The organism is Pseudomonas sp. 05T35 (assembly GCF_056396605.1).
This window is the reverse complement of sequence record NZ_JBFTLU010000242.1, coordinates 1-15,463: the sequence shown is the minus strand read 5'-3', so window position 1 is coordinate 15,463 and position 15,463 is coordinate 1. Positions and strand designations below refer to the sequence as shown.

At 52.9% G+C, this 15,463-nt stretch carries 7 protein-coding genes and 3 pseudogenes; 8 read left to right on the top strand and 2 right to left on the bottom strand.

Going from position 1 to position 15,463, the window contains the following annotated elements; translation table 11 throughout:
* The 7 genes and pseudogenes from AC1DH9_RS18385 to AC1DH9_RS18355 all read left to right on the top strand — a co-directional run.
* A partial coding sequence (locus AC1DH9_RS18385) for an ATP-binding domain-containing protein (RefSeq protein ID WP_477808542.1) occupies window positions 1-805 on the top strand: 805 nt, incomplete at its 5' end.
* On the top strand, window positions 802-3,909 hold the full coding sequence (locus AC1DH9_RS18380) for a helicase-related protein (protein ID WP_477808541.1): 3,108 nt from the start codon (window positions 802-804) through the stop codon (window positions 3,907-3,909). The genes AC1DH9_RS18385 and AC1DH9_RS18380, both read left to right, overlap by 4 nt.
* Window positions 3,906-5,744: a DrmB family protein gene (gene drmB / locus AC1DH9_RS18375; protein ID WP_477808540.1), complete on the top strand. Its 1,839-nt coding sequence runs from the start codon at window positions 3,906-3,908 to the stop codon at window positions 5,742-5,744. The genes AC1DH9_RS18380 and drmB overlap by 4 nt, the downstream gene beginning before the upstream one ends.
* 1 nt (window position 5,745) lies before the next feature.
* Window positions 5,746-6,090: pseudogene (locus AC1DH9_RS18370) on the top strand (NERD domain-containing protein); the annotation flags it as partial.
* A 63-nt stretch (window positions 6,091-6,153) separates the two neighbouring features.
* Window positions 6,154-7,260 carry a DEAD/DEAH box helicase gene (locus AC1DH9_RS18365; protein ID WP_477808543.1) on the top strand — a complete coding sequence of 369 codons (1,107 nt, stop codon included), beginning with the start codon at window positions 6,154-6,156 and terminating at the stop codon, window positions 7,258-7,260.
* 644 nt (window positions 7,261-7,904) lie between these two features.
* On the top strand, window positions 7,905-8,861 hold the full coding sequence (locus AC1DH9_RS18360; protein ID WP_427535950.1) for a protein NO VEIN domain-containing protein: 957 nt from the start codon (window positions 7,905-7,907) through the stop codon (window positions 8,859-8,861).
* A 527-nt stretch (window positions 8,862-9,388) separates the two neighbouring features.
* Window positions 9,389-10,486 (top strand): DNA cytosine methyltransferase, encoded by a 1,098-nt coding sequence (locus tag AC1DH9_RS18355; RefSeq protein WP_442114431.1) that lies wholly within the window; start codon window positions 9,389-9,391, stop codon window positions 10,484-10,486.
* A gap of 398 nt (window positions 10,487-10,884) precedes the next feature.
* On the opposite strand, the pseudogene AC1DH9_RS18350 reads toward AC1DH9_RS18355, so the two are convergent.
* Together AC1DH9_RS18350 and AC1DH9_RS18345 are read right to left on the bottom strand one after the other, a co-directional pair.
* A pseudogene (locus AC1DH9_RS18350) lies at window positions 10,885-12,020 on the bottom strand (ribonucleotide-diphosphate reductase subunit beta).
* A gap of 664 nt (window positions 12,021-12,684) precedes the next feature.
* Window positions 12,685-12,948 (bottom strand): DUF2790 domain-containing protein, encoded by a 264-nt coding sequence (locus AC1DH9_RS18345; RefSeq protein ID WP_123585392.1) that lies wholly within the window; start codon window positions 12,946-12,948, stop codon window positions 12,685-12,687.
* 416 nt (window positions 12,949-13,364) lie between these two features.
* Here AC1DH9_RS18345 and acs point away from each other — a divergent pair.
* Window positions 13,365-15,160: pseudogene (gene acs / locus AC1DH9_RS18340) on the top strand (acetate--CoA ligase).
* Window positions 15,161-15,463: the final 303 nt, after the last annotated feature.

Here is a 15,463-nt window from a genome sequence, read left to right as displayed (position 1 = left end):
TGCATGGGTAAAGCTCGCCGAGCTTGCAGGCTTACCTGGTCAAACTATTGATATGCGAACTCTCCGGCGAAAGCTTGGCCGCCGCCAGCCTCCATCGACTCTTTGTTTTCAGGACTTCGGCTCCGCGGGGCCGGTGCTCGGAACAATTCACGGGAGCAAGGGCAGGGAAGCCGAAACAGTTCTGCTGTTGTTACCCAAAAGCGATGCCCGTGGCAATACGGATGAAGAAATGCGCATTGCGTTTGTTGGGGCTACCCGAGCCCGAACTCAGCTGCGCACTGGCAGCGGCTTCAAGCTCTCCTCTGCAAATCTACCTGAAAGCAAACGTACGTACAGTTTTTTGCCAAGATGCACAGAGCAGGCGCTAATGACCGAGATAGGACGGGAGGGCGATATTTGGGCCACTGGTCTAACAGGCTTTGAGCACTTTGACGAAATCGGGGCGGCCTGGGCTCAGCAGCGCTGTTTGGAGCTTGTAGCTGCTCCCAAAATGGGACGTGCCTCTCGCTCAATGGCAACAAAGAATCTTTATGCAATTGCTGTCGAAGATGAAGCCCCCTTAGCAATCCTATCTCCAGCAGTTCGAAACGATCTCTGGTCGTTAGCTACAGTTATCAAATCCAGTGAAGACCTCTACCCATCGACGCAAATAAATCACTTGCGCCTGATAGGTGCTCGAACTCTGGTACTAGCACCTGACGACCAGGAGGCAACTCGCTTGCACGAGCCGTGGGCAACCAGTGGATTTATGCTTGCACCTATGGTCATCGCCTATACCAAGATCCGGTTCTGGAAGAAAAAATGACTCGAGCACAAACCTACCCGCGAGACCATGTGCTATCACGCTTAGCTACTGACTTGGTCGGCCCGCGAGAATCAGATGAATGCGTCAATGCCCGCCCTTCCGATATATACGCAACGGGCATACTTTGGCCACAGAATAGCGCTCCGGATCCGGATGATGACAACAGTTTGGCCACTGAAGGAGAGTCTGTACATGACGAAGGCACTCCTGCTGATGAAGCCGTGGCAGCATCGTCTTTACGGCGACCATCAACAGCTGGGCTATCGTTTGCGGTGAGCTGCAATGATGGCGCACCCGTAGTATCAGTGTTCATTGAGTTTGGACTTTATTCGCCAGAAGAGCTCCCCGGCGCAAAAGGCCCCAAAACCTGGCGTCGCAGAGCAATCGCAATTGAGATTGATCATCTCGAGCTTACAACAGCGAGACCCAAGCAAGCGCTCAACAAGGTCGGAGTTCCTGCGGGTGTTGCACTGAATATTCGAGTCCTTAACATTGGAGAAAAATGGCTAACCACTTTAACTTTGGTTAACGGAGCAACGCCCGAGCAGGGCAGAGATGAATCGGAAGCCGCAACACTTTTTCAAACAAGCTTAAGGGTTGTCCCTGCATACGGCACACAGCTTGTTCCCAAGCCGTCGCGCAGGCCGAGTGTAGATTCGGACGACGAGGCTGCCGCGTTGCTTTACCGTGAAGCGCACGAGTTTGCAGCAGGTCATACCTGTGCTGCTGACTGGGAAGAGGATGCAGAAGGCGCAGCCATATCTGTAAACACTACCTGGTTGCCTTCTGTGATTGTTCCAGCCGTGGACGCCGGCGGCCACCAAGTTTTCCTCGACTTAGCTAGTAAAAGCGAGACGTTCGAAGCTTCTTGGCTTGCTTCTGCCGCACCTGACAAGCTCGCAACTGCACTTATCGGCGTCTCGCAGTCCTATAGAAACTGGATTCAACTGCAAGAGGAAAAACTAATAGAGTTATCCTCAAATCTTAAGGCGGCGGCTGAGGCGAATATCAGAAGGTGCTACGAAGTTGCCGACCGAATGGAGGCCGGTGCAAGAAAAGTCGGGAGTGACCCTACGCTGACCCGCGCTTTCCAGCTCGCCAATAGCGCAATGATCATCCAGTACAGTTGGGACAAGGAAAAATCTGCTCGAGGCACTTTGCGGTGGCGCCCATTCCAGCTTGGTTTCCTTCTTCTTTCAGCTGAGTCAGCAGTGTATTCAGATCACCCCGCACGAGAAATCATGGATCTGCTGTGGTTTCCTACTGGCGGCGGGAAAACTGAAGCGTATCTAGGTCTGATCGCATTGACAGCCTTTTATCGGCGTCTTGCTAGGGGGGACGAGGGGGCAGGAGTGGCCGCAGTTATGCGCTACACCCTACGATTGCTTACTACCCAGCAATTCATTCGTGCCTCAGCACTTATTATGGCGTGCGAAACTATCCGCCGTAACTCCTCTGGACTTGGTCAAACTCCATTCTCGATCGGCCTCTGGGTGGGTGGAGACGCGTCGCCCAATATGCGCAAGGGGTCATATGCATCCCTCAAGGGAGAGAGCGGAGCTTCTCCAAAACAGCTGCAAGCTTGCCCTGCGTGTGGAGAGCGTCTCACATGGACCCAGACTTCTAATGACGCTCCCGTGCTCGTTCACTGCGTCAATAACACCTGCCAACTACACGCTGGTGGTTTACCCTTACCGATCTGGACAGTAGACGAAGATATATACGAAGTGCGCCCAACTTTGCTTATCGGCACCGTAGATAAGTTTGCGCAGATAGTCCGCAAGCCGGCGATAAATCGGTTATTCGGATTGGATAACGGCCACGTGCCAGATTTGATCATCCAGGATGAGCTTCATTTAATTTCGGGGCCTCTCGGGACTGTGACTGGTCTCTATGAAGCTGCCTTCGACCTCATGCTATCGTCCCAAGGTGCGAAACCTAAAGTCATAGGTTCAACAGCTACTATTCGGCGAGCTGCAGACCAAGTACTTGCTCTTTTCGATCGATGCATTTGCCAGTTTCCTCCCCCAGCCATTGACCATGATGACTCTGGTTTCGCCGTAACCAATCATCAAGCAGCAGGGCGTCGATATGTCGGTATTGCCTCAGCAGGTCGATCCGCCAAGTACACACTCCAAGCAGCATCTGCGTCGCTATTGCAGTCCGGGAAAGGAGGCTTCGATAGCTCGAAAGAAGCAGACCCTTACTGGACGTTAGTCGCTTACTTCAACTCACTCCGCGAGCTTGGAGGCTCTCTCGTCCTAATGCAGGATGACGTTRATGACAGTTTGAAGACTCTTTCAGATTTGAGAGGGGAAAAGCAAAGATCTTGCGAAAATATCGAAGAGTTAACTTCTCGACGGTCTCAGGACGAAGTCCGCAATATGCTGGACTTGCTTGCTGTTCATGCTAGTAAGCAAGGTGCTCTAGATGCAGTGCTAGCGACGAACATGCTATCAGTCGGAGTGGACATTCCCCGTCTTGGCTTAATGCTTGTGTATGGCCAGCCTAAAGGTATTGCCGAATACATCCAGGCCACAAGCCGGGTAGGTCGCGGTGACGTTGCCGGTTTGGTCGTATCGGTGCTAAACAGTGCAAAGGCTCGGGACCGATCGCATTTCGAGACATTCCGTACTTGGCATTCAACGCTTTATCGCGACGTTGAGGCGACTAGCGTAACCCCTTTTGCATCGCGTGCGCGGGATCGGGCTCTGCATGCGGTCCTGGTTGCTGCGGTCCGTCATCTCGTACCAGGAATGCTGGAACAGCCAGTTCTTGATGGCAACGCGGAAGCTGCTGCCCGTGCGTTGATATCTCAGATCACTGCGCGGGCGGCTCGCATAGACCCTGATGAAACTGCAGTTGAGGGAGAGTTGCTAGAACGCCTAGATAACTGGGCTGCACGCAACGCAAGCAATTACTGGCATGAATACAAACCACGGGATTCGCTACTCCAAAGTGCTGAGCGCGCGGCGACCGAAAAAGCTCTGGGTCGCAGCCCAGGCGAAGCCTGGCCGACAATGAACAATATGCGCAGTGTTGAAACCGGTACGCCGTTCAGGCTAGCGGAGAGATTACGTGCCGAGGGGGAATCAGGTAAATGAGCAATGAATTAGGAGAACTTCGCCGTAGTGCGGTAGTAGCTACCTTTGGTCGTGGCGCTATTATTGATTTCAGAGCAGACCAGGCAACGATTTCCGCAGTCGCGGCCGGACTGGAGGAGTGGGACCGATCATTTCCCCCTGCAGGTCTCAGAAACGAACAATGTATTCATGAACCCCGACTCCAGCGGAGGCTCGGAGTACATGGCTTCCGTCTGCCGCCGGTAACTGATCCAGCAAGAGCTAGGAAAGGTGATGGAGATAAACGTTCTTTGGTAGCCACCAGGTTCCCAGGATGGCTCCAATGTCCTAGATGTAATCGTATTGCTCCACAAAAGAAATGGGGGTATGAGCCAGGAAAGGCATTCAGATACTGCTCTTGCCTCTCCGGAAAAGGTGAAGCGGGACGCACGTACGTTGTACCAGTTCGATTTGTGATGGCATGCCCAAATGGGCACCTTGACGACTTTCCCTGGCACTGGTGGGTTAGCCATGAAGAAGAATGCACAGGACGTAGCGGTTTCCTTCACTTGGAATCTGAGCGGCCAGGTCATGCTGGACTGATTCTTAGCTGCCCMAAATGCAATGCGCGGAGGTCAATGGATGGGATTTTCTCAAATCAAACTTGGGAGAGGTTTTCGACCTGTTCAGGGAAGCGTCCATGGCTCGCAGGACCAGACCAAAATTGCAGTCACCATCCCCAAGCAGTTCAGCGGGGGGCATCAAACCTTTATTTTCCCGTTATCGAATCAGCCCTAAGTATCCCACCGTGGTCCGACCGACTTCAGGAGGTGATCGGCATTTATTGGGATGCCATCGTTACCGTTGAATCAGGGCAAAGGGTCAGTTTTGTTAGAATGCTTGCTGAAAACGTCTTAGCTCCGGCGCTTCAGGAGTTACACGTAACACCAGAGCAGCTTGTCGCGCAGATCGACTACCGCCTTCACCAATATACTCAGCCAGTAACCGATCTAAAGCAGGAGGAATATCGGCAGTTAACCTCCGGCCAAAACACAGATAGCGATACGGATAGAGAGTTTGAAGTTAGAAATGTTACTGTTCCTACAGATCTAGCGCCGTGGTTTAGCCGAATTGTAAAAGCAGTGCGATTAAGAGAGGTTCGTGCTTTAAAAGGCTTTACACGCATAGTTCCACCGGGAGACGAGAACCGCGATTTAGCAGCACTCTCACTCCAGCCAATGACGTGGTTGCCCGCAATTGAAGTTCGAGGCGAAGGGGTTTTCCTCGAGTTCAATTTAGAGCACCTCGCCAAATGGGAAGTAGAACAGAAATGGGCTCAAGACCGAGCGGAAAAATTGGATCTAGCGTGGAAGCATGAATGGCGTGAGCGGTATGGCGATGACTCTGAGTTACCTGAGTCCATCACTCTGCGTTTTTTACTCATTCACACCTTTGCGCATGCGCTGATGCGACAGTTAACTCTCGAATGCGGGTACTCAAGCGCCTCTCTCCGGGAGCGGATTTATGCATCGACTGGCGATCTCCCGATGGCCGGCCTGCTGATATTCACTGCCACCTCCGATGCAGATGGCACTCTGGGTGGTTTACAACGGCAGGCGGATGCAGCACGGATTGTCAGGACTGTGGAGGCAGCTATTGCAGCGATGGAGTGGTGCTCATCTGACCCGTTATGCATTGAAGATGTGTTCGCACGTCCGGGTAGTTTCCTCCTTGCCGCATGTCACGCCTGTGTGCTGGCGCCGGAAACATCATGCGAGCACTTTAACCGATTTCTMGATCGCGCCTTGCTAGTTGGTCCGGCAGGCACCTCCCAGACGGGATACTTCTCAGATCTACTTCCCGGGAGAAAAAAATAAGATGGCGACTATGTGGCCTAGGTCTCTACCACGTGAAGTTCTTGAAAACCCCCTGCGAGCGGCAGAAGTCAGGATTTACAACGCTCTAAAAGATGCATTGGGCGCTCCGTTCACGGTGTTCTACAGTCGTCCATGGCTTGGACTAACGCCTGCTGGGGCCGAACGGGATGGAGAATGCGACTTCCTGGTTGCCCATTCTGATCTAGGTATCCTAGCGCTTGAAGTTAAGGGCGGAGCGATTGCATATGATCCCGCGTCTAACAATTGGACAAGTCGTGACAGGCATGGATTCGTACACGGCATCAAAGATCCTGTCGCACAAGCTCGGAGTGCCAAACACAATATCCTTCTGCAGCTCCGCAACTCAACCATATGGCGCTCACGCCGAATACGCGCGCACCATGGAATCATGTTGCCTGACTGCGCAGTGCCCCAGACAGGTTTAAGTGCAGAAGCGCCGCGTCAGATTGTTTGCTCATACGAAGACGTACATGACTTGAGATCTTGGGTACTTGAACGAATGGGGGCGGGGCATCCCCTAGCAGGCGGTGAAGAGCTTTTGGGCCAAGACGGTTTAACAGCCTTGGAAGACCTGTTAGCCCGCCCCTTCATGCTGAAAATGCCACTAGGACACCAGCTAGCAGAAGACGAGCATGCTTTGCAGGCATTGATAAAACGAAAACTGCATGGTATAAGGAACATCGAAACGGGCAGCTTTCATGAAATATGCCTGCAATTGGCAAGCCGAGCTGCTATTACTTTTCAGGTGTCTGAGCAGGCCTCTTTCTTCGACGAAACTGCCCCCGAGCTGGTCATGGAAGCTGTCGATACCAATCCACAATTTGCCTTTGATGCTATTGTCGTCGATGAGGCTCAAGATTTCAGGCCTCTGTGGTGGATAGCGCTAGAGTCTCTGCTACGACCCGGCGAGCGTTCCCGCCTCCAAGTCTTCTATGACTGCAACCAACGGGTATACGATCGCGGCGGCCGCCCACCTGAGGGAGTAGAGCTTGTTCCTATACGGCTCACGCGTAACTTACGTAATACATCCCAGATCCACACGGCAGCAATGCGACATTATGCTGGGCATGAAATCCTACATAATAATCTCGAAGGGGTTGAGGTAGAAGCCGTACCGGTAAACAGTTTAGCCGCAGCTTTAGAGTCAATTGACGCAAAAATTAGGGAGCTCATAGGGCCTGAGCGCATCCCTCCATGTGATATTGCGGTACTTACCTCATCACCCCTAATTGCCAATAGAATCGCTTCGAATGGCCGTCTAGCGGGGGAGCTGCTTTGCAATGCAACCTCTCCTGATGAGGAAGCAATTACAGTCGATACTATACGTCGGTTTAAGGGGTTGGAGCGTAGCGTAGTCATACTGCTCGCTACGCCAGACTTGCTGGAAACGCCAGAGCTGGCGTATGTCGCTTTATCGAGACCTCGGACTCTTTTATATATCTGCGGCTTCCCCGATGTGCTTGCGGCGATATTAAAGTCACAGATTGCGCCTTAACTGATAGCAGCCATTTTACACGGTCTGAACGACGTGATCAGTTGCTACTCTTGTGGCAGCTTTCGGCCCAGACTGTATGGAAACGCATGCACCGTTTTGTAGTCTGTGCTGCTACGTGAAATCTGCCAGCGTTTGGTTAGTCAGCAGACCCAAAATTTATATAAGAGCGCAATTTTCGCTCCGGCGCTGACTATCACGCGTGTTCTATAATGTTTTCACACAGCCTGGGACAAAAGCAGGCTGTGGGTACGATGCTGAGTGTATGACGCGGATAGATGAAGAAATGAAAATTTCGGAGTGAAGGTTTGACTTTCACGTGTGGCATAAAAGTTTATTGCAGCAAATAGCTGCTCATTATATTTTGGTGAGATTTGGTGGGTGAAAAATATAAAAAGCAACATGGGTGGGGCATAAGTAAAGGAACCCTTGAGGCGATTAAAAAAGCTCACRATCGAGGGTGTGGTTTTGAGTGGGGTACGCAAACATGGAGCATAAGAAGAGCAGGATATCCTATCGACACTTGCATGGTGCGCCGAGCCTAACAAGTGTTCAGATCGCTCGCTTCGCTAATTCGGGACGCCCGCAAGCTAAGCTTGCGTTCGCCTCTTATTCTATACGTAGGGACTTAGAACAGGTGGTTTAGAATGAGTGGAACTCAAAGATGTTGGCTTCTGCTCGAGAAGTCCGATCAGACAAGAGTTTCGAAAGGTATTGATGGTTACCAAGATAAGACAGGTGAAGAGTACCGATATGACAGCCTTGTTCCGAACTTCAAAAATATCAAGACCGGAGATATAGCAATCCTTCGGAAGGAGGACGAAATTCTTGGCTTTGGTCGGATTGGCATAATCGCCGAAGCCCAATCCATAAAGACCCACCGGCGCTGTCCTTCGTGCAAGTCAACCGACATTAGGGAGCGTAAAACAAAGACCCCAAAATGGAAGTGTGGTCATTGCGCAATCGAGTTCTTCGAGCCAGATACCACCGAGGCGCCTGTTATGTCATTTACAGCGAATCTTGAAGGTTTTGCACATTTCGGTAATCCACCACCCGTTCAGGCCATCAAGTTGTGTTCTGCTAGCGGCGACGGCTTGGTATCTCAGTTGTCCATGATGCAGCTGGATTTTGAGACGGTGAGGACGCTTCTGGAAGGAACCGATATTCAGCTATCACCTCGATCTAGGACTGGAGCCATGGGTCAGGGGCTAGGTTTGTCATCGGAGGAGCGTAAGTGCGTCGAGCTCCATGCTATGGGAATCGCTCGTAAGCTCTATGAGGACGCCGGATGGTCTGTAATCGATACTTCGGCTTCGCAGCCCTATGACCTGTTTGCAGCACTGAATGCCGAGAAGCGTTTCATTGAGGTTAAGGGGACGACCGGTGAGGGCGCTTCGATAATTCTTACGAGTGGAGAGGTGATTCATGCGAAAGCCAATCCTCAAGAGTGTGCATTGGTGGTGGTGTCTGAGATTAGGTTAGAAAACGGTGCGGATGGCTTGTATGCGTCAGATGGTAAAGTCAGCACTCATCTTGATTCTTGGTGCCCAGAGGAAGACAGCCTCGAGGCTACTCAATACCGGTACCGCATTAAGAATGATTAGGGCCCAACAATTCGCTACGGGCGCGACTTCCCTGAAGGCTGCGACTTTGTTTCAAGCGTTAGTCGAAGTCCACAATGGTCGAGATCGGTCACCTACGACTGGCTGCTTTAGGCTGACTCTGTTGAAAAAGTCGCTTCCGGTAGTTTTGAGGCATTTCCAGGGGGTACTCGACCCCTAACCCAAAGCGAGATCGTTGCGTATATGAGATTTTAGAAGGGCGGTTTTTCAATACATAGGTAACGCAACGTTGAAAGTCGACTTCTCCAACAGAATCGGCCACAAGCAGTCATTCAAATGTGCCTAGGAAATCAAGGGCGATTCAGCTCCTGAGACTTCTCCTCTCTCTCAAAGCTCTTCAGACGACGTTCATTCAGGTAGAATCGCCGACTGCTAAACGAGCGCCCGCATCGGCGAGGAGAAATACCCAGGCGATGCGTTAGCCATACAGATGACGAGCCCTGCAAATCAGCTGAATTCTGCGCTTCCTTTTGGTTTACGCGCGATCGCACCCTCAACAGGCGGCAAAGATGTACACAGATATGGCTGTCAAAAATCCAAGTGCCCCAACAGCCAGCAAGGCATCTGCTCAGCCCATAAAAATTGTGCGGGGACCTACAGGCCTTCCCAAAGTCATCAGTTTGTTCTGTGGGGCCGGCGGGTTGGATTGGGGTTTTCACCAGGAAGGGTTTCAGATTCCAGTCGCGATTGATATATCTGCGGCTGCCATCAGCACTCATAAGAGAAACTTCCCTAAAACTCATAGCGTTGCTGCCGATTTGATAAAGCTCCAACCTGAAGGAGTGTTCCAACTGGTTAGGAGTCGAGTGAAGTCGAAAAGCCGCATCGGTTTGATCGGCGGGCCACCCTGCCAAGGTTTTTCACGTGCAAACACCAATTCGAAAGTTGATGACCCTAGAAACCAGTTGCCGCAACTATATCTAGATATAGTTAAGAGGCTCCAAGTTGACTATATCGTTGAATTTGTTGTGTTTGAGAATGTTCTTGGAATTCGCGATAAAAAGCACGCTCCAACCTACGAGGCGCTGATTAAGGGGTTGGAATCCCTCGGCTTTTGTATTACGGAGAAGGAGCTATGTGCCCTCGATTTTGGTGTACCTCAAAATCGACGCAGAATCGTGTTGTCGGCTCTACGCGCAGATCAAGGCTATAGTGAAGTACGCCCAGAGGCGCATACTGGATTAAGAACGGTAAAGGAAGCAATAGGCGCACTCGCCGAGCCAACTTTTTTTGATAGAAAGTTGAGGGCGGAAGATATTCCTGTGCATCCCAATCATTGGACTATGAATCCAAAATCTCCACGATTCAGTGATCCCGATGGCGACTATCCGAAAGGGCGCAGCTTTAAGCGCCTTTCATGGGGCGATGCAAGTCCGACAATTGCATTTGGTCATCGTGAGATACATATTCATCCAAGTGGAACTAGACGACTCAGTATTTACGAGGCAATGATACTGCAAAGTTTTCCTTCGAGCTTCGTTCTAGAAGGTAATTTATCCCAGCAAGTCGAGCAGGTATCTAATGCTGTACCACCACTGCTTGGAAAAAGTATCGCCGCGGCCGTAAAAAAATCCATAAAAACCAAAAAAAACTTAAAGGCGAAGTAGAGCGCTAATCTACTTCGCTCTTTTCAGGCAGGAGTTATTAGGTGGCGTTCATAGACCGCTGTTCGTGAACAGTAAACCATTGCCACCACTCAGCGATATAATATCTTTCTGATTCAAGTAGTGCTTTAGTACTCATTACCTCAGCATAAGGATCAGCATTATGATGATGGCATGATCAAGATCTTGAAGCTTAGCGGCTTGTTTCTCGGCTTTAGAGGCCCGCTTAGGTTCCAAGCGAGGCACCAAAGGCGTTGGTGATGGGGCTCGAAAATAAGGGCCAGCGTTCATTGGCCCTTATTTGTATTGCGTTTTAATATAGTTCCATGCGTCGTTTAAAATAAACTTATTTGTCGTTTATGTAAGCTTGCCTGTCGTCCGACGGCGGCCAGCGCCAGAAATCAATCCCAGCTCAAAGCCCCACCAGTCTGATACTCAATAACCCGAGTCTCAAAGAAATTCTTCTCTTTCTTCAAGTCCATGATCTCGCTCATCCAAGGGAACGGGTTAGTCGTCCCTGGATACTCTTCTTTCAAACCGATCTGCGACAAACGACGGTTAGCGATGAACTTCAGGTAGTCCTCCATCATCGCCGCGTTCATGCCCAGCACGCCGCGAGGCATGGTGTCGCGAGCGTATTCGATCTCCAGCTGAGTGCCCTGCAGAATCATCTGCGAAGCTTCTTCCTTCATTTCAGCATCCCACAGGTGTGGGTTTTCGATTTTGATCTGGTTGATCACGTCGATGCCGAAGTTCAGGTGCATGGATTCGTCGCGCAGGATGTACTGGAACTGCTCGGCGACGCCGGTCATTTTGTTGCGGCGGCCCATGGAGAGGATCTGGGTGAAGCCGCAGTAGAAGAAGATGCCTTCCAGAACGCAGTAGTAGGCGATCAGGTTGCGCAGCAACTCTTTGTCGGTTTCGACGGTGCCGGTTTCGAACTTCGGATCGGAGATCGAACGGGTGTACTTCAGGCCCCAGGTGGCTTTTTTAGCGACCGATGGGATCTCGTGGTACATGTTGAAGATCTCGCCTTCATCCATGGCCAACGATTCGATGCAGTACTGGTAGGCGTGGGTGTGGATCGCCTCTTCGAACGCCTGGCGCAGGATGTACTGGCGGCATTCCGGGTTGGTGATCAGGCGGTACACGGCCAGCACCAGGTTGTTGGCAACCAGGGAATCGGCGGTGGAGAAGAAGCCGAGGTTGCGCATCACGATGCGGCGCTCGTCGTCGGTCAGGCCTTCCGGGTTTTTCCAGAGGGCGATGTCGGCGGTCATGTTGACTTCTTGCGGCATCCAGTGGTTTGCGCAGCCGTCCAGGTACTTCTGCCAGGCCCAGTCGTATTTGAATGGGACGAGTTGGTTGAGGTCGGCGCGGCAGTTGATCATGCGCTTTTCGTCGACCGAGCTTCAAGGGCTGCGGCACCACCGGCGCTGTCGAGGCGGTCCATGTTGGCTTCAGTAGCATGGCCAGCATTGGCGCCTTTGGCGACAACTTCGCCGTCTTCTTTGTCGAATTCGTCCCAGCTCAGCATGACGTGTCGTCTCCTGCGTGAGGGCCAGTCGCCCGTGTGAAAACACTGATGGTCGGTTTTTCACACGGCCCGCTGGCCGCGTTGTCTCTAAAAGGAATCGTTTGTTGCAGCAGTACGCAGGCAAAAAACAGAAATGTGTACGGGTGTCCTGAAGTCGCTAAGGGCGGAGATAACGTCGTCAGCTCCTGCGGTGGCCTCAGCGTCCTGCATCCTCCTGTAAGGGGATGTTGCAGGCCCGATTTACGGGCGCATTATAGGTGTTTTTTCACGCTTGTGGTGCGACGAAGTGGCTCAGAGAACCCTCGGCAGGGCGCGTAATCAAGGMGGAGCAAGGGTTTACAGGGCTTTGGCCGATGAAGATTTTTTTTAGCGGTTTTTGGCGACTCGGCAGCGCTGATGGTGTCGGAGTTTGCTGTCAAAACGGCGCAAGCCCGATGGGATGGGACTTACAGGGGAGATGGGGTGTTTTTCGAGGCGCGATTGTGTGCAGTTTCGGGCGCCAATTGTTGATTGGATTGTCTGTTCAAAAAACAACCAAAAGCGGCTTATTACACTACATGTAGTGTTTTGATCTGCGTTTCTCTCGCTCCAGACACAACGACGCCCGACGAGAGTCGGGCGGTGATGTCGGGTTCGGCATTAAGCCAAGCCTCAGCGTTGATGATCAGCCGTTGGAGCAGCCGTTACCCATTACGCTGTAGCGCAGAATATGCCGTTGACCTTTCGAGTCTTCATATTCCATGCGGGCCGGTACAACTTCGCAAACGCTGGGAACTTCGCTCATGGAGATAACTTTGGCGATGTCCAGGTGAGTCGAGTAAGTGTATTCCTCTACCGGTACGGTGTTGTTGGCGACATCAGTCGGGATCTCGTCTGCCATGGCGGTTGCACACAGACTGCTGAGGGCCAGAACCAATAAAGCTTTCATTTCAATTTTACCTTTTAAAGGTCGAAGGGGGTCACGCAACCTTTTTGGGGTTGCGTGTGGAACTTGACGACTAAGTGTTGGATTAACTGCCTTCGTGGGGGCTGCAACTGGGTTAATCACGTTTGCCGTGTTGGCGAGGCTGATTTTAGGGGGCCGAGTTGCACGCATATAGGTGTGCTTTTGATAAAGACTTTTGGCATATCCTGTAACAATCCCTTAAAAACGACCTCGTGTGCTTCAGGGCCGGCTTTCTCGAAATGCCTGAAAGCCAATGAAACCGCGGTGTCTGAGCGGTTCGCTCGGTAAACACGACGTTTTGTAGGGGCTTGTTACTACCATCGTCGAATGGTTCTATAGGCCCGCCCCGGGCTACAACTGGGCCATACAAAAACAACTATTCCACCGAGGTAAGAAAGATGAGTGCGGCTTCTCTGTATCCCGTTCGTCCCGAGGTTGCAGCCAACACGCTGACTGACGAGGCGACCTACAAGGCCATGTACCAGCAGTCGGTCGTCAACCCGGACGGTTTCTGGCGCGAGCAAGCCAAGCGCCTCGACTGGATCCCGAGAGCCGCAACATCACCTACCGCGAGTTGCACGAACAAGTCTGCAAGTTTGCCAACGCCTTGCGCGGCCAGGATGTGCACCGCGGCGACGTGGTGACTATCTATATGCCGATGATTCCCGAAGCCGTGGTCGCCATGTTGGCCTGTACCCGGATCGGTGCGATTCACTCGGTGGTGTTCGGCGGCTTCTCGCCGGAAGCCCTGGCCGGTCGGATCATCGACTGCAAATCGAAAGTGGTGATCACCGCTGACGAAGGCCTGCGTGCCGGCAAAAAGATCTCGCTCAAGGCTAACGTCGATGACGCGCTGACCAACCCGGAAACCAGCAGCATCCAGAAGGTCATCGTGTGCAAGCGCACCGGTGGCAACATCAAATGGAACCAGCATCGCGACATCTGGTACGAAGACCTGATGAAAGTCGCGGGCACCGTGTGTGCGCCGAAAGAGATGGGCGCCGAAGAAGCGCTGTTCATCCTCTATACCTCGGGCTCCACCGGCAAGCCGAAGGGCGTGCAGCACACCACCGGCGGTTATCTGTTGTACGCCGCGCTGACCCACGAGCGCGTGTTCGACTACCGTCCGGGCGAAATCTACTGGTGCACCGCCGACGTCGGCTGGGTCACCGGCCACACCTATATTGTCTATGGCCCGCTGGCCAACGGCGCGACCACCTTGCTGTTCGAAGGCGTGCCGAACTACCCGGACATTACCCGGGTGGCGAAGATCATCGACAAGCACAAGGTCAACATCCTCTACACCGCGCCGACCGCAATCCGCGCCATGATGGCGCAGGGCACCGCGGCCGTTGAAGGCGCTGATGGCAGCAGCTTGCGTCTGCTGGGTTCGGTCGGTGAGCCGATCAATCCGGAAGCGTGGGAGTGGTACTACAAGAACGTCGGACAATCCCGTTGCCCGATCGTCGATACCTGGTGGCAGACCGAAACCGGCGCGACCCTGATGAGCCCGCTGCCGGGCGCTCACGGGCTCAAGCCGGGTTCTGCGGCGCGTCCGTTCTTCGGGGTGGTGCCAGCATTGGTCGACAACCTGGGCAACATCATCGAGGGCGTTGCCGAGGGTAACCTGGTGATTCTCGATTCGTGGCCAGGTCAGGCGCGTACGCTGTACGGCGATCACGACCGCTTCGTCGACACCTACTTCAAGACCTTCCGTGGCATGTACTTCACCGGTGACGGCGCGCGCCGCGATGCCGATGGCTACTGGTGGATCACTGGGCGCGTGGATGACGTGCTCAACGTTTCCGGTCACCGCATGGGCACTGCCGAGATTGAAAGCGCGATGGTCGCTCACCCGAAAGTCGCCGAAGCGGCGGTGGTTGGTGTTCCGCATGACATCAAAGGGCAGGGCATTTATGTCTACGTCACCCTCAACGGTGGTGAAGAGCCGAGCGAAGCGCTGCGCCTGGAACTGAAAAACTGGGTGCGCAAAGAGATCGGTCCGATTGCCTCGCCGGATGTTATCCAGTGGGCGCCAGGCCTGCCGAAAACCCGCTCGGGGAAAATCATGCGCCGCATCCTGCGCAAGATCGCCACGGGTGAATACGACGGGTTGGGGGATATCTCCACCCTGGCCGATCCGGGTGTGGTGCAGCATTTGATTGATACGCACAAGACCATGAGCGCCGCGTAACAGCGGTTCTTGAGTCATCGAAAGCCCCGCCCGGTGTTGAGCCAGGTGGGGCTTTTTTTGTGGTGATTGGGTTTGAGTTCTCTATTGCTTGGGTTGGCCTCATCGCGAGCAGGCTCGCTCCCACGCTAAATCGTGTTGAAACAGAAACCTTGTACACCCCACAAATCCCCTGTGGGAGCGAGCCTGCTCGCGATGGCGGTACCAATAATTATCGACTTCATCTGTCGGCTAATTCCCACTGTTACCCGGCCGGTCTCAAGTAACTAAATGTGTAACCGCCCGCCCGCTTTCGAGGCATTGGGA